Origin of the sequence: Saccharothrix sp. HUAS TT1 (assembly GCF_040744945.1) — a bacterium.
GTDB lineage: Bacteria > Actinomycetota > Actinomycetes > Mycobacteriales > Pseudonocardiaceae > Actinosynnema.
Genome location: NZ_CP160453.1, coordinates 1109561 through 1127803, shown reverse-complemented (window position 1 = coordinate 1127803; position 18243 = coordinate 1109561). Strand labels below are relative to the sequence as shown.

The following is an 18243-nucleotide window of genomic DNA, read 5'->3' as shown; positions in this document are numbered from 1 at the left end:
CCGCGCGCTAGGCCGAGGGCGGCGGCTCGGGCGACCGGGTCGTGGGGCGGGCGGCCGGGCGGCGGCGGGTCGGCAGGGCGCCGACCACGACGGCGCCGACCAGCAGCAGCGCGGTGCCGGTCCAGAAGATCGGGACGGTCTTGTAGGCGGCGTTGGTGTAGGCCAGCTGCCGGCCCTGCGGAGGTGGGGTGGCCTGGCCGCCACCGCCCGGCGGGGTCTGCGCCGGAGCGCACACCACGCCGCCGTTCGGGGCCGCCGCGCGCACGATCTGCTCACCCAGGGACACCTGCGCCAGCGCCGATGGCAGGTTCGGCAGACCGAGGACGTCGGTCGGCAGCAGCTGGAGGTCGAGCAGGCGCGCGGTGGCCCCGATCATGAACCCGTTGACGGTGGGGCCGCCCTGCTGGAGGGGGCCGTCGATGACCATGTCCTTCTGGTTGAGCTGCGCGACCTGGAGCCGCAGCACGCCGATGTCCAGCTTCGGCAGGCCGTCCGCCACCGCGCCGACGAGCGGCAGCCGCTGACCGGCCGCGACGCCGATCGGGACGTCCAGCTTCGGGTTGGCCGCGTCGATCGTGCCCAGCTCCCTGCCGCCCTGGCTGACCCGGAGGACCGGCGCGGTGTAGGTGACCTTCGAGGTGGCCTGGTCGCCGGTGGACAGCGCGACGAGGGTGGGTTGGCCGACGACGTCGACGCGGATCTCCGCCGGGGTGCCCGCGAGGAGCCGGACACCGGCCGCCTGGAGGGTGGAGGTCGAGCGGATGGCCTTGTTGGCGCTGCCCGGGATCTCGACCAGCTCGACCGTCGAACGGGCGCTGAGGGTGTCCGGCAGGCTGAGCAGCGAGCCCTGCGCGCCGGTGTCGGGGGTGCCGGAGAGCAGGCCGCCGAGGCTGCTCAGCGGCGCGGTCAGCTGCTTGACGTTGTCGATCAGCGACTGGCGCGCGGCGGCGTCGAGCTTCGGGGTGTCCCCGGTGAGCAGGCCGGTGAGGTCCGGGGTGCTCGGCAGGGTGGGGATGGCGTTGAGGACGCTGAGCGAGGCGACGGAGGTCCTGGCGTCCGCGAGCGGCTGCACGCACGGGCCCAGCTCGTCGTCCCAGCGGGCGTGCACGCTGCCGTTCAGCACACCGACCTTGAGCAGGGCGTCCAGCGGCGTGGCGGGCGGCGTGAGGCCGCCGGTGATCGGCTCGGCGTTGTCCGGTGACGCGGTCTGCACCAGCGTGCCCGGTGTCTGCGGCGCCCGGCCCCGCACCGCGAAGCCCAGCGGCGACGCCTGCGCCACCGACCGCTCGTAGGACAGGAACGCCTCGGTGTTGGCCTGCGCGGACGCCAGCCCGACGCCGAGCTCGGCCGCCGACTGCTCGGGCAGCCGCTCGCCGAAACCGGGCAGGATCGTGCCGGTGCCGGTCGAGTCCGGGGCGAGCCGGACCACCGCCAGCCCGGTGCCCGCGTCGCCGATCGCGTGCGCCCGCGGGGTCGGTCCCGCCGACACGGGCGGCTGGTTCGGGTCGCGCGGACCGGGGACCGGCGTCGTCGTCGGCTGGGCGAGGGCGGGCCCGGCGCAGAGCGCGACCAGCACGGCGGCGGCGGGCAGGGCCATCAGGCGCATGTGGGTCGGACCTCCGGTGCCGGCGGCGACGTCGTGCGACGGCACGTGAGCGCCGTCACTCCTGCTCCAACGACCCAACCCCCGTGCGGTGACGGTCCCGGCTTGGGCTATAGTTGTCGCGTCTCGCCGCCTTAGCTCAGTCGGCCAGAGCGGCTCACTCGTAATGAGCAGGTCATCGGTTCGATTCCGATAGGCGGCTCAGGTGAGATGCGGGTCAGGCCCGGTGCGCACCAGCGCACCGGGCCTGATCTGTTCCCGCACGTCCTTGCCGGCTGCGGCCCGTGTCCGTGATGCTGCTCCATCAGGGTGACGTTTTCCCCATTGGCGTCAGGTGTGGGCGACGGTGACGTTGCCACCGTGGAGGTGATGGCGATGGTGACGATGGTCGTGCTGACGGTGCTGGCCCTGCCGTTGGCCGTGCTCGCGGCGCGCGTGGGGCGTCGGTGCTGGGTCCGGCAGCGGGCCGTGGCGCGGGCGCGGGCGGAGCTGTTCCGGCACTGGGTGCGGGACGAGCCGAGCGGTCGGCACCTCATCCGGTCCTGATCACCGGCGCCGCGACCCTGGTGATCACGTCGCCGTAGCGGCGGGTCAGCTCGGCCCTCGCCTCGGCGGGCGTGCCCACGACGGCGAAGGCGGCCAGGACCTCGTCGGTGACGGCGGCGGCCATGTCGTCCCACAGCCGGCGCCGGGACAGCCGGTGCAGCTCCTCGTGCAGCTCGCCCCAGCCGTGCAGGTCGAGCACCTTGCGGTAGGCGGGCGTCGAGCCGTAGAACGCGATCTGCCGCCGCACGTCGGCGACGGCCGCCTCGTCGCACGCCACCAGCGACGGGCCGCTGACCTCCAGCCCGGCCACCGGCTTGCCCGCCCTGGCCCGACCGCGCGCCAGCGCGGGCAGCGTCACCTCGCGCAGGTAGCGCTCGGTGGTGAAGCTGTGGCACAGGAACCCGTCCGCCACCTCGCCCGCGACCTCGGTCATCAGCTCGCCGACGCCCGCCAGCCACACCTTCGGCGGTCCGTGCGGGTTGGGTCCCGGGTCGAAGAACGGCGTCATCAGCGTGTGCGTGTAGAACTCGCCCCGGAACCGCAGCCGCTCGCCGGTGGCCCAGGTGTGCCAGATGGCGCGCACCGCCAGCACGAACTCGCGCATCCGCGCGGCCGGTCGCGACCACGGCATGCCGAACCGCTTGGTGACGTGCGGCTGCACCTGCGAGCCGAGGCCGAGGTTGAACCGACCGCCCGACAGCAGCTGCAGGTCGTTGGCCTGCACCGCGGTGCTCATCGGGTTGCGCGCGAACGCGACCGCGATCGCCGTGCCCAGCTCGACCCGCTCCACCCGCCCGGCCACCTGCCCGAGCGCCAGGAACGGGTCGTGCCGCGTCTCCGCCACCCAGAACCCGTCGCAGCCGCCGGCCTCCGCCTCCCGCGCCGCGTCGAGCGCGGTCCGCGGGTCGAGGTCGATCTCCAGTCGGTCCACCTTCACGGCGGTCGAACCTACCCGGCGCCCGGCCCGCGCGAGGACGGGTCGGGGCGGCGGGGTGCTCAGCGGTTCGGGCGCAGGGTCCACACGACGGTCATCTGCCCGGTCGTCACGCCCGCCGCGTCGGTGATGGTCACGGCGACCGGGAACTCCGGACGGGCGCCCGCCGCCAACTCGGCCACCACCTCGGCCGCCGGGCGGCCCAGCACGGCCTCGGCGCGCAGCACGCCGAGCGCCAGCTTCTTGTAGGCGATCTCCGACCGCGCCACCAGCGGCGTCACCTCGGCCAGGTGCCGCGCGAACGCGGCCATCACCACGGCGCCGGACGCGGTCTCGGCCAGGCCGAACATCATCGCGGCGTGCGGGCCGCCGACGTGGTTGCGCAGTTCCTCGCGGTCGGGCAGCTCGGCGACCACCCGGTCGCCCGCGACCTCGGGGAACTCCACGCCCATCGTCTTGACCCACGGGACTGCCTGCTTCATCGCTTCGGCGACGAACGAGTGGTCAGCGCTCATGCGCCGGATGCTACCGGCCGGTAACCACGAGACGCGAGTCACCGGCAATTCATTTGCCGCGGCGCCGGCCGAGGTGCATGCTTGTACTCAGCAACTAGTTGGTTGATGCAAGCAAACGGAGTGTGCGATGGTGACCCCGGTGGGTGACGAAGTGCGGGTCGAGGAGCTCGCCCTGGCCGACCGGCTGGGCATGGCCCTGGTGCGCATGAACAAGATGCACGCCTGCGTCGCCGCGCACATGAGCAAGTCCGGTCTGGACAAGGCGTCCTTCGTGCTGCTCGCGAACCTCAACCACCTCGGCCCGTCACGGGCGGGCGCGCTGGCGGAGGCGGTGTTCTCCGACCCGTCCACGGTCAGCCGCCAGGTGGCGACGCTGGTCCGGGACGGCCTGGTGGAACGCCGGGCGGACCCGGTCGACGGCCGCGCGAGCGTGCTGGCCGTGACCGAGGCGGGCGCCCGGCTGCTGGCCGAGCGCCGCGCCCGGCGCAACGAGTTGCTGGCCCGGCTGTTCGCGGACTGGCCCGCGGCGGAGTGGGACCGGTTCATCGAGTACTTCGAGCGCTTCGTGGGGGACTACGAGAAGGCGCTACCGGATTTCATCGCTGAGAGCGGACTGGGGCCGCGCTCAGAAGGGGAGAAGTGATGTCGGAGACGACAACCCGAGCGGACGCGCCGCCACCCGGCGCCGCCCTGCTCACCCACCGGCAGATCCTGACGATCCTGTCGGGCCTGCTGCTCGGGCTGTTCCTGGCCGCGCTCGACCAGATGATCGTGGCCACGGCCATGAAGACCATCGCGGACGAGCTGCACGGCCAGACGTTGCAGGCGTGGGCGACCACCGCCTACCTGATCACCGCGACGATCTCCACGCCGCTGTACGGCAAGCTGTCCGACATCTACGGCCGCAAGCCCATGTACCTGACCGCGATCTCGCTGTTCCTCGCGGGCTCGCTGCTGTCCGGCATCGCGAACTCGATGTACGAGCTGGCCGCGTTCCGCGCGGTGCAGGGCCTCGGCGCGGGTGGCCTGATGTCGCTGGCCATGGCGATCCTGGCGGACATCACGTCGCCGCGCGAGCGCAGCCGCTACACCGGCTACTTCATGGCCGTGTTCGGCGTCTCCAGCGTCGCGGGCCCGGTCGTCGGCGGCCTGTTCGCCGGCATGGAGTCCTTCCTCGGCACGGCCGGCTGGCGCTGGGTGTTCCTGGTCAACGTGCCGATCGCGCTGGTCGCGCTGGTCGTGGTCGCCAAGGTGCTCAACATCCCGCACCAGCGGGTGAACCACCGGATCGACTTCGTCGGCGCGGGCCTGCTGACCACCGGCCTGGTGCCGCTGCTGATCGTGGCCGAGCAGGGCCGCGAGTGGGGCTGGGCGTCCGGCACGGCGATCGCCATGTACGTCGTCGGCGTGCTCGGCCTGGTCGGCTTCGTGTTCACCGAGAAGCGGATGGGCGACGAGGCGCTGCTGCCGCTGCGGCTGTTCAAGCGGCAGACGTTCTCGCTGGGCAACACGATCAACTTCGTCCTGGGCGTCGGCATGTTCGGCGCCATGGTGTCGCTGCCGCTGTACCTGCAGATCGTCAAGGGCTACTCGGCCACCCAGTCCGGCCTGATGATGCTCCCGCTGACGCTCGGCATCATGACCGCGGCGGGCACCAGCGGCAACATCACCGCGAAGACCGGCCGCTACAAGGTGTTCCCGGTCATCGGGTTCGGCCTGATGTCGGTCTCGCTGTTCCTGTTCAGCACGGTCGGCACGGACACGGCGATCTACCAGCCGCTGGTGCTGATGTTCTTCACCGGCGCCGGCCTCGGCCTGTGCATGCAGACCCTGCTGGTGGCGATCCAGAACGACGCCGAGCCGCGCGACATGGGCGTGGCGACCTCGTCGGCCACGTTCTTCCGCCAGATCGGCGGCACGGTCGGCACCGCGGTGTTCCTGTCCATCCTCTTCAGCACGGTCGGCGACAAGATCGGCAACGCGCTGCGCGCGGCGTCGGCCACGCCCGACTTCCAGGCCGCGCTGGCCCGGCCGGAGAACCGCGAGTTCGCCGCCGGGCTGCAGAGCGGCAGCGGCTTCGACCTGGACAACACCGAGTTCCTGGCCAAGCTCGACCCGGTGCTGGCCCGGCCGTTCCTGGACGGCTTCTCCAGCTCGATCGACCTGGTGTTCCTGGTCGGCGGCGTGGTGACGCTGATCGGCTTCGTGATCATCTGGTTCCTGCGCGAGATTCCGCTGTCCAGCCGGTCCGGCCTGGAGCGGGTGCAGGACGCGAACTCCGAGGGCGATCAGCCCGCGCCGGTCGCGATGCACTGACCCCGTGAACGCCGAGAGGCCCGCTCCCCGGACGGGGGCGGGCCTCTTCGCACGTCAGCTCAGTGGTCCTCGCCGCGCGCGACGGCGTCCTTGAGTCGCTGGTACGAGCGGATGATCTCGGCCTCGGCCTCGGTGCGGCCGACCCACGTCGCGCCCTCGACGCTCTTGCCCGGCTCCAGGTCCTTGTAGACCTCGAAGAAGTGCTGGATCTCCAGCCGGTAGAACTCGTTGAGGTGGTGGATGTCGCGCAGGTGCTCCGAGCGCGGGTCCTCGGCCGGGACGCACAGCAGTTTGTCGTCCCCGCCCTTCTCGTCGGTCATCCGGAACATGCCGATCGCGCGGGCCTTGATCAGGCAGCCGGGGAACGTCGGCTCCTGCACCAGCACGAGCGCGTCGAGCGGGTCGCCGTCCTCGCCGAGGGTGTCGTCGACGAACCCGTAGTCCGCCGGGTACTGAGTGGCCGTGAACAGGGTGCGGTCCAGCCGGATGCGCCCCGTCTTGTGGTCCATCTCGTACTTGTTGCGGACCCCCTTGGGGATCTCGATCGTGACGTCGAACTCCACTGCGCGGTCCTCGCTCGTCTTAGCCGTTCGTTACGCCACTAGTGTGGACTACGACGTCTCGTCAACCCCTTGCCGAGGGTGTGACGTTGCCCGTACTCGACCGCGGAGGACTGCGTGCCCGACGAGCCATCGTGGCCGACCGTTGACGGCGACGAGGTCGACCGCGAGCCGCCGACGGTGCAGGTCAGACGGCCTGACCCGCCCACGATGCGGATCGCCGTGCCGCCGCCCGCCCAGCCCGCGCGGGTGCGGCCGGAGCGCGTCCCGCCCGCTCCGGCGCCGCGGGCGGAGCCCACGACCGAGATCAAGTCGGAACCTGATCCGGCTCCTGAACCGATCACGGAACGTGAAGAACCGGCCTCTCCGCCACCTGCTCCGCCCACCCCTCCCACCACGTCCGCGACGCCTGCCGCGCCGGCGCGCCGGCGGAAGCGCCCGTTCGTGCTCGCCGCCGTGGCGCTGCTGGTGGTCGCGCTGGCCGGCGCGGCGGTGGCCGGCACCCGGATGGGCTGGTTCGACACGACGCCCGCGGCGACGACGGCCGCCCCGCCGCCGCCCGCGCCGGTGACGCTGTCGGTGCGCGGCATCGGCGTGGAGGGCGCCCCGCCGACGGCCGCCGGCGTGCGGGCCGTGCTGGCCGGCCCGGTGGCGAACGCCGTGCTGGCGCCCGTGTCCGGCTCGGTGGTCGACCCGGCGACCGGCACGCTGCTGTGGAACCAGGGCGAGACGACCCCGCTGACCCCCGCGTCCACGATCAAGGTCCTGACCGCGGCGGCGGCGCTGCTGACCCTCGACCACACCTCCCAGCTGTCGACCAAGGTGGTGCGCGGCGCGCAGCCGGGGTCGATCGTGCTGGTGGGTGGCGGCGACCCGACCCTGTCATCCCTGCCCGCGGGACAGCGGACGGTGTACCCGGGCGCGGCGACGATCGACGACCTGGTCGCGCAGGTGCGCGCGTCGGGCGAGCAGGTGACCCAGGTGCAGTACGACGTGACGCGGTACGCCGGACCGGGCACGGCCCCCGGCTGGGACCCCGGTGACGTGCCGGGCGGGTACGTCGCGCCGATCGAGCCGGTGATGGTGGACGGCGGGCGCGAGGACCCGACCAGGGACGAGGTGCGGCGCACGTCGACCCCCGCCGCCGCGGCCGCCGGTGCGTTGGCGCAGCGGTTGGGCGTGACTGCGGTGGCGGCGGGCGTGGCGTCACCGGGCGCGGCGGTGCTCGGCGAGGTCAAGTCGGCGCCGGTGGACCAGCTGGTCGAGAACCTGATGCAGATCTCGGACAACGTGCTGGCCGAGACGATGGCCCGCGAGGTGGCCAAGGCGCGCGGGCTGGAGCCGTCGTTCGAGGGCGCGGCCAAGGCGGTGCGGGACGTGCTGACCGAGAACGGGTTCGACCTGTCGGCGGTGACGATGGTGGACGCCAGCGGGTTGTCGCCGAACGACAAGGTGCCGACGAAGCTGCTGACGGACGTGCTCGCGGCGGCGGCCAAGCCGGACGCCTCGGACCCGAGGACGGCCAAGCTGCGACCGTTGCTGACCGCCCTGCCGGTGGCGGGCGGCAGCGGCACGCTGGCGGGCCGGTACGAGCAGTGGGGCGCCGACGGCCGCGGTTGGGTGCGGGCCAAGACCGGCACCCTGACCAGCCTGAACTCGCTCGCCGGCGTCGTCGTGGACGTGGACGGCCGGCTGCTCGTGTTCGCGTTCATCTCGACCAGCCCCCACCAGGACGTCCCGGTGGTCCGCGGCGCCCTGGACCAACTGGCCGCCGCCCTCCGCACCTGCGGCTGCTGACCCCCGAACGTAGAACTCGGGGTACGCGGGTGTTCGACTCGCGGGCCCTGAACGTTCGACTCGCGCGCGAGTCGAACGCCCGCGTACCGCGAGTCGAACGTTCGGGGTGCCCGAGTTCTACGTTCGGGCGGGTTGCGCAGGTAGCGTCAGGAGGGTGAACCCGGCGACGCAGGACCGCAGTGCCCCGGTCGATTGGGACCTGGCCGTCACCACGGCGACCAGGCTCGTCCGCCCCGGCCCGATCGTGCCCAGAGCCGAGGCGGACGTCGCCGTGCACCGCCTGCGGGAACTCGCCGTGGACGCCGAGGTGCACGTCCGCGAGCTGACCGGCCTCGGCCACGGCCTGCCGCTCAGGCAGGGCGAGGTGGTCGACCGGCCGGGGTGGGTGCGGGCCGCCGTGCAGGGCCTCGCCGCGCTGACCGACGGCGCGCTGCCCAAGCAGTCCGGCGCGCTCAGCGGCGTCCTCGCGGGCACGGCGGGCGTCCAGGCGGGCGTCGTCGTCGCGTTCCTCAGCGCCCGGGTGCTCGGCCAGTACGACCCGTTCTCCGACGGCGGCCGGCTGCTGCTCGTGGCGCCGAACATCGTCGGCGCGCAGCGGGCGCTGGACGTCTCCGGCGAGGACTTCAGCATGTGGGTCTGCCTGCACGAGGGCACGCACCGGCTGCAGTTCACCGCCGTGCCGTGGCTCGCCGAGCACTTCGAGGGCCTGGTCGCGACCCTGCTCGGCAGCATGGACGAGGGCTCGGCGCCACGCCTGCGCGACCTGCCGAAGCGGCTGCGCGAGGCGGGCGGCCTGATCGAGCTGCTGCAGAGCCCCGGCCAACGCGAGGTGCTGGACCGGCTGATCGCCCTGTCCACCCTGCTCGAAGGCCACGCCGACCACGTGATGGACGCCGTCGGCCCGGACGTCGTGCCGTCGGTCCGCACGATCCGCGAGCGCTTCACCGTCCGCCGCCAGGGCGGTGGCGTGCTGGACCGCGTGCTGCGCACGCTGCTCGGCGTCGAGGCGAAGGTGCGGCAGTACGCGGAGGGTGCGGCGTTCACCGGGCACGTGGTCGACGCGGTCGGCATGGAGCGCTTCAACACCGTCTGGACCAGCGCCGACACGCTGCCCACGCGCGCCGAGATCACCGATCCGGCCGGCTGGCTGCGGCGCGTCCAGCCGTAGGCGGGCGGGCGTGAACGGACCGGTGGCCGAGGTGCGCACGGCGGTCAGGCGGTACCTGGCCGAGCACCGGCCCGAGCGGGTGGCGGTGGCGGTGAGCGGCGGCGCGGACTCGCTCGCCCTCGCCGCCGTCACGGCCGGGCTGACCGACGCGCGCGCCGTCGTGGTCGACCACGGCCTGCAGCCGGGCTCCGCCGACGTCGCCGAACGGGCCGCGCGGACGTGCCGGGAACTGGGCCTGACGGCTGAGGTGCGCCGCGTCGACGTCACCGGATCGGGTGGACCTGAGGCGGCGGCGCGCCGGGCCAGGTACGCCGCGCTGCGACCGGACCGCGGCGTGGTCCTGCTCGGCCACACGCGGGACGACCAGGCCGAGACCGTGCTGCTGGGCCTCGGTCGCGGCTCCGGGCCGCGCAGCATCGCCGGGATGCGCCCGCACGACCCGCCCTGGGGCCGACCGCTCCTGCGCGTCTCCAGGGCCGTGACCAGGGCCGTGTGCGACGAACTCGGCCTGACGCCGTGGGACGACCCGCACAACGGGGACCCCCGCTACACCAGGGTCCGGCTGCGCCGCGAGGTCCTGCCGCTGCTCGAAGAGGTGCTGCAGGGCGGGGTGGCCGACGCCCTCGCCCGCACCGCCGCCCACCTGCGCGAGGACAACGACGCGCTGGACGAGCTGGCCGAGGCGTTCGACGGCGACTGCCGCTCGGTGGCCGACGTCGGCGTGCTGCCGACCGCGCTGCGCCGCCGCGTCCTGCGCCGCTGGCTGCTGCGCGAGAACGTGCCCGAGTTGTCCGACTCGCACCTGCGCCGGGTGGACGCCCTGGTGAGCGAGTGGCGAGGTCAAGGCGGTGTGTGGTTGCCGGGCGGCTTTGTGGCGCGCCGCGCGCATGGCAGGCTGCGAGTGGAACCAGTGCAGTCATGACAAAAGGGGAACCGTCCGTGTACGACGGCGACATCAGTTCCGTGCTCATCACCGAGCAGGAGATCAGCGACAAGGTCACCGAGCTGGCCAACAAGGTCGCGGCTGACTACCCGGCCGACGGTGGGAACGACCTGGTGCTGATCACCGTGCTCAAGGGCGCGGTGATGTTCATGACCGACCTGGCCAGGGCGCTGCCGGTGCCCGTGCAGCTGGAGTTCATGGCGGTCAGCTCCTACGGCTCGTCCACCTCGTCGTCCGGCGTGGTGCGCATCCTCAAGGACCTCGACCGGGACATCGCGGACCGCGACGTGGTCATCGTCGAGGACATCATCGACTCCGGCCTGACGCTGTCGTGGCTGCTCAAGAACCTGGCGTCGCGCAAGCCGCGGTCGCTGGAGGTGTGCACGCTGCTGCGCAAGCCGGACGCGGTGAAGGTCGAGGTGCCGGTCAGGTACGTCGGGTTCGAGATCCCGAACGAGTTCGTGGTCGGCTACGGCCTGGACTACGCCGAGCGCTACCGCGACCTGCCCTACATCGGCACGCTGGACCCGAAGGTCTACTCCAGCTGACGAGGTGGGGGCGGCTCGCGCGAGCCGCCCCCGGATCAGCAGTTCGGCCGGCAGCGGCGCTGGGAGATGCCGTCCAGCAGGACGCCGCGGATGTCCTCGGGCTCCATCGCCTGGTACGCCTTGCCGCCGGTGGCCTCGGCGATCTGCCGCAGCGCGTCCATGTCCGCGTCCGCGCCCAGCCCGACCATGATCATCGGCACCGGGCGGGCCGGGTCGGCCTCGCCGGCCAGCGTGGCCAGCAGGGCGGGCAGGTCGATGCTGGAGATGTCGTCGTTGCTGCCGTCGGTGATCAGCGTGACCGAGTTGATCTTCGACGGGTCGTAGGTCTTCTGGATGTGCCGGAACGCCGCCAGCGCCGTCTCGTTCAACGCCGTGCCGCCGCCGACCAGGGCGGGCAGGTTGCCCGCGCCCTTCTGCAGCTGCACCCGGCGCGGCGCGCCGCCGATCGGCTCGCCCAGCGGGCCGACCGGCACCAGCTCGATCCAGTCGTTCGGCGGCTTCTTGTCCGTCGAGAACGCCCACAGGCCGATCTCTGAGGTGTCGGGCAGCATGCCCAACGCGGTCAGCGCCGCCTCCCGGGCCGCCTCGACCCGGGTCTGGCCGTTGCTCATCTTCTCGGCCATCGAGCCGGACACGTCCAGCACGGCCAGCATCCGGGTGTCCAGGCTGACCGCGCCCCACGTGCGCAGCAGCTCGGAGACCTGGTCCGGGTCGGGCGTCCTCAGCCGGGCGACGTCGTCACCGCGCACGCCGTCCCGCTCGTTGGTCCACCCGCCGGGCGCGACGCCGTCGGCGGTGCGGAAGCCCGCTTCGGCGAACCGCTGGGCGGTCCGCTCGGTGCGCAGCGCCCGCACGAAGCCCTCGGCCGCCTGCGAGGTGCCCGCCTGCTCGCCCGCCCGGTTCACCCGCACCACCGGGTAGTCGAACGAGATGGTGCCCTCCTTGGGGTAGGAGGCGACGACCCGGCGCGAGCCGGCCGCCCGGTTCGCGGCCAGCACGGACTGCTCCGAAGCGGTGAACACCGGCGCGTCCTCGTCGCCCTGCACGACCTTGCCGAACGCGTCGCGCACGGACGGCAGCGCCTCGCGGCCGACCCGCAGCAGCGCGCCGATCAGCTCCGGCTTGGGCGTGCCGTCCGCGTTGCCGAGCTGCGCGCGGATGACCGCGAGCGTGGCCAGGCCCTCGGTGGACGTGGTCGGGTCGCTCAGCGTGACCTGCACCTTCGGGTCGACGACCCGCGCCCAGGTCACCGGCGCGATCGGCCAGCCGAGCGCGGTCATGGACCGCTCCGAGCCCGCGATGACCAGCGGCGAGCTGGCCAGCGAGCCGAGGTCGTCCAGCCTCGGCGCCTCGGCGCCCTGGTCGCCCGCCTGCCGCTGGGTCTCGGCGGCCCACATGGACGAGTCCGGCACCCACAGCGCGGGCGGGTTGATCTGGGCCGTCGGCAGCTCGTTGGCCACGTCCGCCGCGCCGCGCGCCTCCACCTGCACCTGCACGCACTTGCCGTCGACCATCGGCTGGGTGGCCTGGTGGTCGTCGGCCGCGCCGCGCACGACGTCCTCGACCGCCTGGGTGACCGCGATCTTGAGCGGGAGGGTGCCCTGGCACTCGGGGCCGCTGGTGGCCCGCAGCGCCACCACGGTCACGCCGGCGGCGGCGACCACGCCGAGCAGCGCGCCGACGGGCAGGAGTGCGCGGCGGAGGCGACCGGGGCCGTCCGGGTTGCGAGCTGACATGCTTCGTACCTTCGGTCGGTGTTCACCCTTTCGGGTGCGCGAAGAACACACAGTGTCGGCCGAGGATGACACGGCCCCTTCACGTGACAAACTCTCGTGTTCTATGTCACTCGAATGGCCCTCACGTTATCGCTACCTGCTAGTAACAGGACACCCCCAGTGAGCGTTACGGGGCGGAACACCTCCCGGTTCATGATCGAATCAGTCGACCGGTTGAACCCGATTGACCTGCGACGCGTGTTCGCGGTCACCGCGGGAACACCGGAGCCCTCTCACCCGTTGGTCCGGCAAGACGCGACAGGGCCCGCACGCGGAGCGCTCCGCCCGAGCCATGGGCGGTAGTCTGGTCGGACGGGTGTGCCCGTCTGCGCCCGTCGACAAGTCAGGGAGGGTCGAGGCCGCCCGCCGGCCGTAAGTGCATGGACCGCAAGCGCCTGCTTCGCAACCCGCTGCTGTGGATCGTGGCGGTGTTGTTGCTCTTTTACGCCTTCAACGTGCTCTTCGACGACAACCGGGGCTACACCCCGATCAAGACGTCCCAGGCACTGCAATCGATCCGGGACGGCCAGGTCAAGGAAGCCACGATCGAGGACAAGGAGCAGCTGCTCAAGCTCACCCTCAACGACGGGGTGACCGTCGAGGGCAGCAACCGCGTGCGCGCCCAGTTCCCGGCGAGCAGCACCGACGAGGTCTTCACCATCCTCGACCAGGCGGGCAACAAGCCGGTCGTCGAGACCAAGGTCACCCAGGACTCGTTCCTGATGCAGATGCTGCTGTACATGATCCCGCTGGGTCTGCTGCTGCTCCTGCTGATGTGGATGATGAACAACGCCCAGGGTGGCGGGAACCGCGTCCTGAACTTCGGCAAGTCCAAGGCCAAGCAGCTCTCCAAGGACATGCCCAAGACGACGTTCGCCGACGTCGCGGGCGCCGAGGAAGCCGTCGAAGAGCTGTACGAGATCAAGGACTTCCTGCAGAACCCGGGCCGCTACCAGGCCCTCGGCGCGAAGATCCCCAAGGGCGTGCTGCTGTACGGCCCGCCCGGCACCGGCAAGACGCTGCTCGCGCGCGCCGTGGCCGGCGAGGCCGGCGTGCCGTTCTACTCGATCTCCGGCTCGGACTTCGTCGAGATGTTCGTCGGCGTCGGCGCCTCGCGCGTGCGCGACCTGTTCGAGCAGGCCAAGCAGAACGCGCCGTGCATCATCTTCGTCGACGAGATCGACGCGGTCGGCCGCCACCGCGGCGCCGGCATGGGCGGCGGGCACGACGAGCGCGAGCAGACGCTCAACCAGCTCCTGGTCGAGATGGACGGCTTCGACTCGCGCGGCGGGATCATCCTGATCGCGGCCACGAACCGGCCCGACATCCTGGACCCGGCGCTGCTGCGCCCCGGCCGGTTCGACCGGCAGATCCCGGTGTCCGCGCCGGACCTCAAGGGCCGCAAGCAGATCCTGCGCGTGCACGCCAAGGGCAAGCCGCTGGCCCCCGAGACGGACCTGGACGGCCTGGCCAAGCGCACCGTCGGCTTCTCCGGCGCCGACCTGGCCAACGTGGTCAACGAGGCCGCGCTGCTCACCGCCCGCAAGAACGGCACCGTCATCACCGGCGTCGAGCTGGAGGAGTCGGTGGACCGGGTGATCGGCGGTCCGGCCCGCAAGAGCCGGATCATCTCCGAGAAGGAGAAGAAGATCACCGCCTACCACGAGGCCGGGCACGCCCTGGCCGCGTGGGCCATGCCGGACATCGACCCGGTCTACAAGGTCACGATCCTGGCCCGCGGCCGGACGGGTGGTCACACCCTGTCCGTGCCCGAGGAGGACAAGGACCTGATGACCAGGTCGGAGATGATCGCCCGGCTGGTGTTCGCGCTGGGTGGCCGCTCCGCCGAGGAGCTGGTCTTCCACGAGCCGACCACGGGCGCGTCCAACGACATCGAGCAGGCGACCAAGATCGCCCGCGCGATGGTCACCGAGTACGGCATGTCCGCCCGGCTCGGCGCGGTCAAGTACGGCCAGGAGCAGGGCGAGCCGTTCCTCGGCCGCACCGCGGGCCGGCAGGCCGACTACTCGCTGGAAGTCGCGCACGAGATCGACGAGGAAGTCCGCGAGCTGATCGAGGCCGCGCACACCGAGGCGTACGAGGTGCTGAACACCTACCGCGACGTGCTCGACGCGCTGACGCTGGAGCTGATCGAGAAGGAGACCCTGCACCAGAAGGACCTGGAGCGGGTCTTCGCCGGCGTCGAGAAGCGGCCGCGGATCACCAAGTTCAACGACTTCGGCCACCGCACCCCGTCGGACAAGCCGCCGGTCAAGACCCCGGCGGAACTGGCCAAGGAGCGCGGCGAGCCGTGGCCGCCCGCGATCGAGGACACCCTCGACGAGGAGCCGCCCCCGCTCGGGGACCCGACGCCGACGCCGCCCAACGGCACCAACGGCGCGCCGGTCCAGCCCTACCAGCAGCCGCAGCCCTACCAGCAGCCGCAGCAGCCGTACCAGCAGCAGCCGCAGCAGTCCTACCCGCCGCAGCCGCAGCACCCGTCGTCCGGCCCGCCGAACTACGGCGCGCCCCCCGGGTGGACGCCGGCCACCGTGCCCGGCGGCGCACCGCAGCCACCGCAGTGGCAGCCGGAGCCGACGGACGCGGAAGCGGGGAAGCGGTCCTTCGACACGGATCCGGACAACCGCAAGTGACCGAGCACTTCCCGCAGCTCGACCAGACCGGCCTCTCCGCCAACGGGGGGGCCGGTCTCGCGCGCCGGCCCTTCGACCAGAAGCGGGCCGAGGCGGCGGTGCGCGAGCTGCTGCTCGCGTGCGGCGAGGACCCGGAGCGCGAGGGCCTGCGGGACACGCCGGCCCGGGTCGCGCGGGCGTACCGGGAGCTGTTCGCCGGGCTGCACACCGACCCGGACAGCGTGCTGGCCAGGACGTTCGACGAGAGCCACGAGGAGTTGGTGCTGATCACCGACATCCCGATGTTCTCGTTCTGCGAGCACCACCTGCTGCCGTTCCACGGCGTCGCGCACGTCGGGTACATCCCGAACGAGCACGGCCGGGTGACCGGGCTGTCGAAGCTGGCCAGGCTGGTCGACCTGTACGCCAAGCGGCCCCAGGTGCAGGAGCGGCTGACGTCGCAGGTCGCCGACGCGCTGATGCGCCGGCTCGAACCGCGCGGCGTGATCGTCGTGGTCGAGGCCGAGCACCTGTGCATGGCCATGCGCGGCGTGCGCAAGCCCGGCTCGCGGACCACGACGTCGGCGGTGCGCGGGTTGCTGCGCGACTCGCCGCCGTCCCGCGCTGAGGCCATCGAGCTGATCAAGGGACGTTCGAGGTGAGCGTCCCCAGGCCGGGGCACTGCGTGGTGGTGGGGGTGCTGAACGTCACCCCCGACTCGTTCTCCGACGGTGGTCGCTACCTCGGGTTCGACGACGCCGTGGCGCACGGCGTGGCCATGTTCCGGCGCGGCGCGGACTTGGTCGACGTCGGCGGCGAGTCGACCCGCCCGGGCGCGGAGCGGGTGTCGGCGTCGGTCGAGGCGGGCCGGGTGGCGCCGGTGATCCGGGCGCTGGTCGCGGAGGGCGTGCCGGTCAGCGTGGACACCACGCGGGCCGAGGTGGCGCTGGCCGCGCTGGACGCGGGCGCGTCGATCGTCAACGACGTGTCCGGCGGGCTGGCCGACCCGGACATGGCGTCGGTGGTGGCCGAGGCGGGCGTGCCGTACGTGCTGATGCACTGGCGCGGGCACAGCAGGCGGATGGACCGGCTGGCCGTGTACGACGACGTGGTGCGCGACGTGCGCGACGAGCTGTGCAAGCAGGTCGACGCGGCGCTGGCGGCCGGTGTGGCCGCCGACGACGTCATCCTCGACCCCGGTCTGGGCTTCGCCAAGAACGCCACCCACAACTGGCAGTTGCTGCACGGCCTGGGCGCGTTGCTGGAGCTGGGGTTCCCGGTGCTGGTCGGCGCGTCCCGCAAGCGCTTCCTCGGCGCCCTGCTGAGCGACCCCCTGCTGGGTGACCGGGCGCCCGACGGGCGGGAGGACGCCACGGCGGCGGTGTCCGCGCTGGCGGCGTTCACCGGCGCCTGGGGCGTGCGGGTGCACGACGTGGAGCGCACCCTGGACGCGGTGGCCGTGGCGCGGGCTTGGAGGCTGGGACGTGCGTAGCGACGTGGGTGGTTCGGACCGGATCTCGCTGCGCGGCCTGCGGGTGCGCGGCTTCCACGGCGTGTTCGAGCACGAGAAGCGGGACGGCCAGGACTTCCTGGTCGACGTCACCGCGTGGCTCGACCTGTCCCGGGCGGCGGCCACCGACGACCTGCGCGAGACGCTGCACTACGGCGAGCTGGCCGAGCGGGCGGCGGCGATCGTGGCCGGCGGGCCGTACGACCTGATCGAGACGGTGGCGGGCAAGGTCGCCGACGAGGTGATGACCGACCTGCGGGTCCGGGCGACCGAGGTGACGGTGCACAAGCCGGCCGCCCCGATCCCGCTGGCGTTCGGCGACGTCTCGGTGACGATCAGGCGCACGCGTGACTAGGGCGGTGCTGTCGCTCGGCTCCAACCTGGGCGACCGGCTCGGGCACCTGCGGCTGGCGGTGGCCGGGTTCGCCGACGTGCTGGTGGCGGTGTCGCCGGTGTACGAGACGGCGCCGTGGGGCGTGACCGACCAGGACGACTTCCTCAACGCGGTGCTGGTCGTGTCCGGCGACGTGGACGAGTGGGGCTGGCTGCGGCGCGGCCAGGAGCTGGAGCGGGCCGCCGGGCGGGTCCGGGAGCGGCGCTGGGGGCCGCGCACGCTGGACGTGGACGTCGTGACGGTGGACGGCGTGCGGTCCGCGGACCCCGAGCTGCTGCTGCCGCACCCCGGCGCGCACGACCGGGCGTCGGTGCTCGTGCCGTGGCTGGACGTGGAGCCGGGCGCGGTCGTGCCGGGTCACGGCCCGGCGCGCGACCTGCTGGCGGGGCTGGACGTCGCGGGCGTGACGCGGCGGGACGACCTCGGGCTGGTCTGACGCGGCGCTCCCGCGCCGGCCCGGTCGCCGGTGTTCGGCGGGCGCGACTCGGCCCTGGTCGAGCGGATCGGGGACGATGGTGGGGTGAGGTTCACCCGACCCCGTGACCTGCTCGCCGCCGGCCTCGTCGCGGGCGTGCTCGCGCACCTGCTGATCAGGCTCTCCTACGACACGCTGCCGCCGCTGCCGACGTTCGCCGGGTTCACCCTGCTGGTGATCGCGGTGGTCAACCTGTGGCTCGCGGTCACCCTGCGGGCCCGCATCCTGCGCCGACCCGGCTCCCGGGCGGTCGAGCCGCTGACCGCGGCGCGGGCGGTGGCGTTCGCCAAGGCGTCGTCGCTGCTCGGCGCGATCATGCTCGGCGCGTGGGGCGGCGTGCTCGTCTACGTGCTGCCGGCGCGCGACGAGTTCGACGCGGCCGAGCACGACGTGGTCAGCGGCATGGTCGGCGCCGCGTGCTCGGCGCTGCTGATCGCCGCGGCCCTGTGGCTGGAGCGGTGCTGCCGGACGCCCGACGACCCGCACCGCGATCAGTGAATACCGAGGCGGAGGTCTCAATCGGGTA

General features: G+C 72.8%; 18 protein-coding genes and 1 tRNA gene. 14 read left to right on the top strand and 5 right to left on the bottom strand.

Going from position 1 to position 18243, the window contains the following annotated elements; translation table 11 throughout:
- Positions 1–7: 7 nt before the first annotated feature.
- The gene (locus AB0F89_RS05510; protein WP_367133204.1) at positions 8–1606 is read right to left on the bottom strand and encodes a hypothetical protein; all 1599 of its coding nucleotides are present in this window, start codon (positions 1604–1606) and stop codon (positions 8–10) included.
- 125 nt (positions 1607–1731) lie between these two features.
- Here AB0F89_RS05510 and AB0F89_RS05505 point away from each other — a divergent pair.
- Positions 1732–1805 (top strand) — tRNA-Thr (locus tag AB0F89_RS05505).
- Positions 1806–1972: 167 nt separating this feature from the next.
- Positions 1973–2149: a hypothetical protein gene (locus AB0F89_RS05500; RefSeq protein WP_367133202.1), complete on the top strand. Its 177-nt coding sequence runs from the start codon at positions 1973–1975 to the stop codon at positions 2147–2149.
- On the opposite strand, the gene AB0F89_RS05495 is transcribed toward AB0F89_RS05500, so the two are convergent.
- Together AB0F89_RS05495 and AB0F89_RS05490 are read right to left on the bottom strand one after the other, a co-directional pair.
- A complete protein-coding gene (locus AB0F89_RS05495) occupies positions 2136–3086 on the bottom strand; it encodes a TIGR03617 family F420-dependent LLM class oxidoreductase (protein ID WP_367133200.1) in 951 nt (316 codons plus the stop codon). The genes AB0F89_RS05500 and AB0F89_RS05495 overlap by 14 nt on opposite strands.
- A 59-nt stretch (positions 3087–3145) precedes the next feature.
- Positions 3146–3598, bottom strand: a complete 453-nt coding sequence (locus AB0F89_RS05490; RefSeq protein WP_367133198.1) for a DUF4442 domain-containing protein — start codon at positions 3596–3598, stop codon at positions 3146–3148.
- A 139-nt stretch (positions 3599–3737) separates the two neighbouring features.
- Between AB0F89_RS05490 and AB0F89_RS05485 the strand changes: the two genes are divergently transcribed.
- Complete coding sequence (locus tag AB0F89_RS05485; RefSeq protein ID WP_367133196.1) at positions 3738–4241, top strand: MarR family winged helix-turn-helix transcriptional regulator; 504 nt, start codon at positions 3738–3740, stop codon at positions 4239–4241.
- Positions 4241–5914 (top strand): MDR family MFS transporter, encoded by a 1674-nt coding sequence (locus AB0F89_RS05480; RefSeq protein ID WP_367133194.1) that lies wholly within the window; start codon positions 4241–4243, stop codon positions 5912–5914. The genes AB0F89_RS05485 and AB0F89_RS05480 overlap by 1 nt, the downstream gene beginning before the upstream one ends.
- 59 nt (positions 5915–5973) lie before the next feature.
- Here AB0F89_RS05480 and AB0F89_RS05475 read toward each other — a convergent pair whose 3' ends face one another.
- Positions 5974–6477, bottom strand: a complete 504-nt coding sequence (locus AB0F89_RS05475) for an inorganic diphosphatase (RefSeq protein ID WP_367133192.1) — start codon at positions 6475–6477, stop codon at positions 5974–5976.
- Positions 6478–6591: 114 nt separating this feature from the next.
- Here AB0F89_RS05475 and dacB point away from each other — a divergent pair, with 114 nt between their 5' ends.
- The 4 genes from dacB (at position 6592) to hpt (ending at position 10930) form a co-directional block, all read left to right on the top strand.
- A complete protein-coding gene (gene dacB, locus AB0F89_RS05470; protein ID WP_367133190.1) occupies positions 6592–8271 on the top strand; it encodes a D-alanyl-D-alanine carboxypeptidase/D-alanyl-D-alanine-endopeptidase in 1680 nt (559 codons plus the stop codon).
- A 154-nt stretch (positions 8272–8425) separates the two neighbouring features.
- Positions 8426–9439, top strand: coding sequence for a zinc-dependent metalloprotease (locus AB0F89_RS05465; RefSeq protein WP_367133188.1), 1014 nt, complete (start codon positions 8426–8428; stop codon positions 9437–9439).
- Positions 9440–9449: 10 nt separating this feature from the next.
- Positions 9450–10361 carry a tRNA lysidine(34) synthetase TilS gene (tilS, locus tag AB0F89_RS05460; RefSeq protein ID WP_367133186.1) on the top strand — a complete coding sequence of 304 codons (912 nt, stop codon included), beginning with the start codon at positions 9450–9452 and terminating at the stop codon, positions 10359–10361.
- Between the two features lie 17 nt (positions 10362–10378).
- Complete coding sequence (hpt, locus tag AB0F89_RS05455; protein WP_367133183.1) at positions 10379–10930, top strand: hypoxanthine phosphoribosyltransferase; 552 nt, start codon at positions 10379–10381, stop codon at positions 10928–10930.
- 35 nt (positions 10931–10965) lie between these two features.
- Here the strand turns inward: hpt and AB0F89_RS05450 are convergent, their stop codons facing one another.
- Complete coding sequence (locus tag AB0F89_RS05450; protein ID WP_367133181.1) at positions 10966–12666, bottom strand: substrate-binding and VWA domain-containing protein; 1701 nt, start codon at positions 12664–12666, stop codon at positions 10966–10968.
- Positions 12667–13085: 419 nt separating this feature from the next.
- On the opposite strand from AB0F89_RS05450, the gene ftsH reads away from it, so the two are divergent.
- The 6 genes from ftsH to AB0F89_RS05420 all read left to right on the top strand — a co-directional run bounded on the left by ftsH (position 13086) and on the right by AB0F89_RS05420 (position 18215).
- On the top strand, positions 13086–15359 hold the full coding sequence (gene ftsH / locus AB0F89_RS05445) for an ATP-dependent zinc metalloprotease FtsH (protein ID WP_367133179.1): 2274 nt from the start codon (positions 13086–13088) through the stop codon (positions 15357–15359).
- The gene (gene folE, locus AB0F89_RS05440) at positions 15356–16000 is read left to right on the top strand and encodes a GTP cyclohydrolase I FolE (RefSeq protein ID WP_367133177.1); all 645 of its coding nucleotides are present in this window, start codon (positions 15356–15358) and stop codon (positions 15998–16000) included. The genes ftsH and folE overlap by 4 nt, the downstream gene beginning before the upstream one ends.
- A gap of 29 nt (positions 16001–16029) precedes the next feature.
- Positions 16030–16830: a dihydropteroate synthase gene (gene folP / locus AB0F89_RS05435; protein WP_367138719.1), complete on the top strand. Its 801-nt coding sequence runs from the start codon at positions 16030–16032 to the stop codon at positions 16828–16830.
- Entirely contained in the window at positions 16823–17203 is a 381-nt protein-coding gene (gene folB, locus AB0F89_RS05430; protein ID WP_367133175.1) for a dihydroneopterin aldolase, read from the top strand. The genes folP and folB overlap by 8 nt, the downstream gene beginning before the upstream one ends.
- A complete protein-coding gene (gene folK, locus AB0F89_RS05425; protein ID WP_367133173.1) occupies positions 17196–17678 on the top strand; it encodes a 2-amino-4-hydroxy-6-hydroxymethyldihydropteridine diphosphokinase in 483 nt (160 codons plus the stop codon). The genes folB and folK overlap by 8 nt, the downstream gene beginning before the upstream one ends.
- 84 nt (positions 17679–17762) lie before the next feature.
- A complete protein-coding gene (locus AB0F89_RS05420) occupies positions 17763–18215 on the top strand; it encodes a DUF3180 domain-containing protein (RefSeq protein WP_367133171.1) in 453 nt (150 codons plus the stop codon).
- Positions 18216–18243: the final 28 nt, after the last annotated feature.

Excerpts from the sequence above, each read along its gene's own strand:
- AB0F89_RS05510 (WP_367133204.1), bottom strand. The coding sequence starts at position 1,606 with ATGCGCCTGATGGCCCTGCCCGCCGCCGCCGTGCTGGTCGCGCTCTGC.
- AB0F89_RS05450 (WP_367133181.1), bottom strand. The coding sequence starts at position 12,666 with ATGTCAGCTCGCAACCCGGACGGCCCCGGTCGCCTCCGCCGCGCACTC.
- AB0F89_RS05490 (WP_367133198.1), bottom strand. The coding sequence starts at position 3,598 with ATGAGCGCTGACCACTCGTTCGTCGCCGAAGCGATGAAGCAGGCAGTC.
- AB0F89_RS05480 (WP_367133194.1), top strand. The coding sequence starts at position 4,241 with ATGTCGGAGACGACAACCCGAGCGGACGCGCCGCCACCCGGCGCCGCC.
- AB0F89_RS05500 (WP_367133202.1), top strand. The coding sequence starts at position 1,973 with ATGGCGATGGTGACGATGGTCGTGCTGACGGTGCTGGCCCTGCCGTTG.
- ftsH (WP_367133179.1), top strand. The coding sequence starts at position 13,086 with ATGGACCGCAAGCGCCTGCTTCGCAACCCGCTGCTGTGGATCGTGGCG.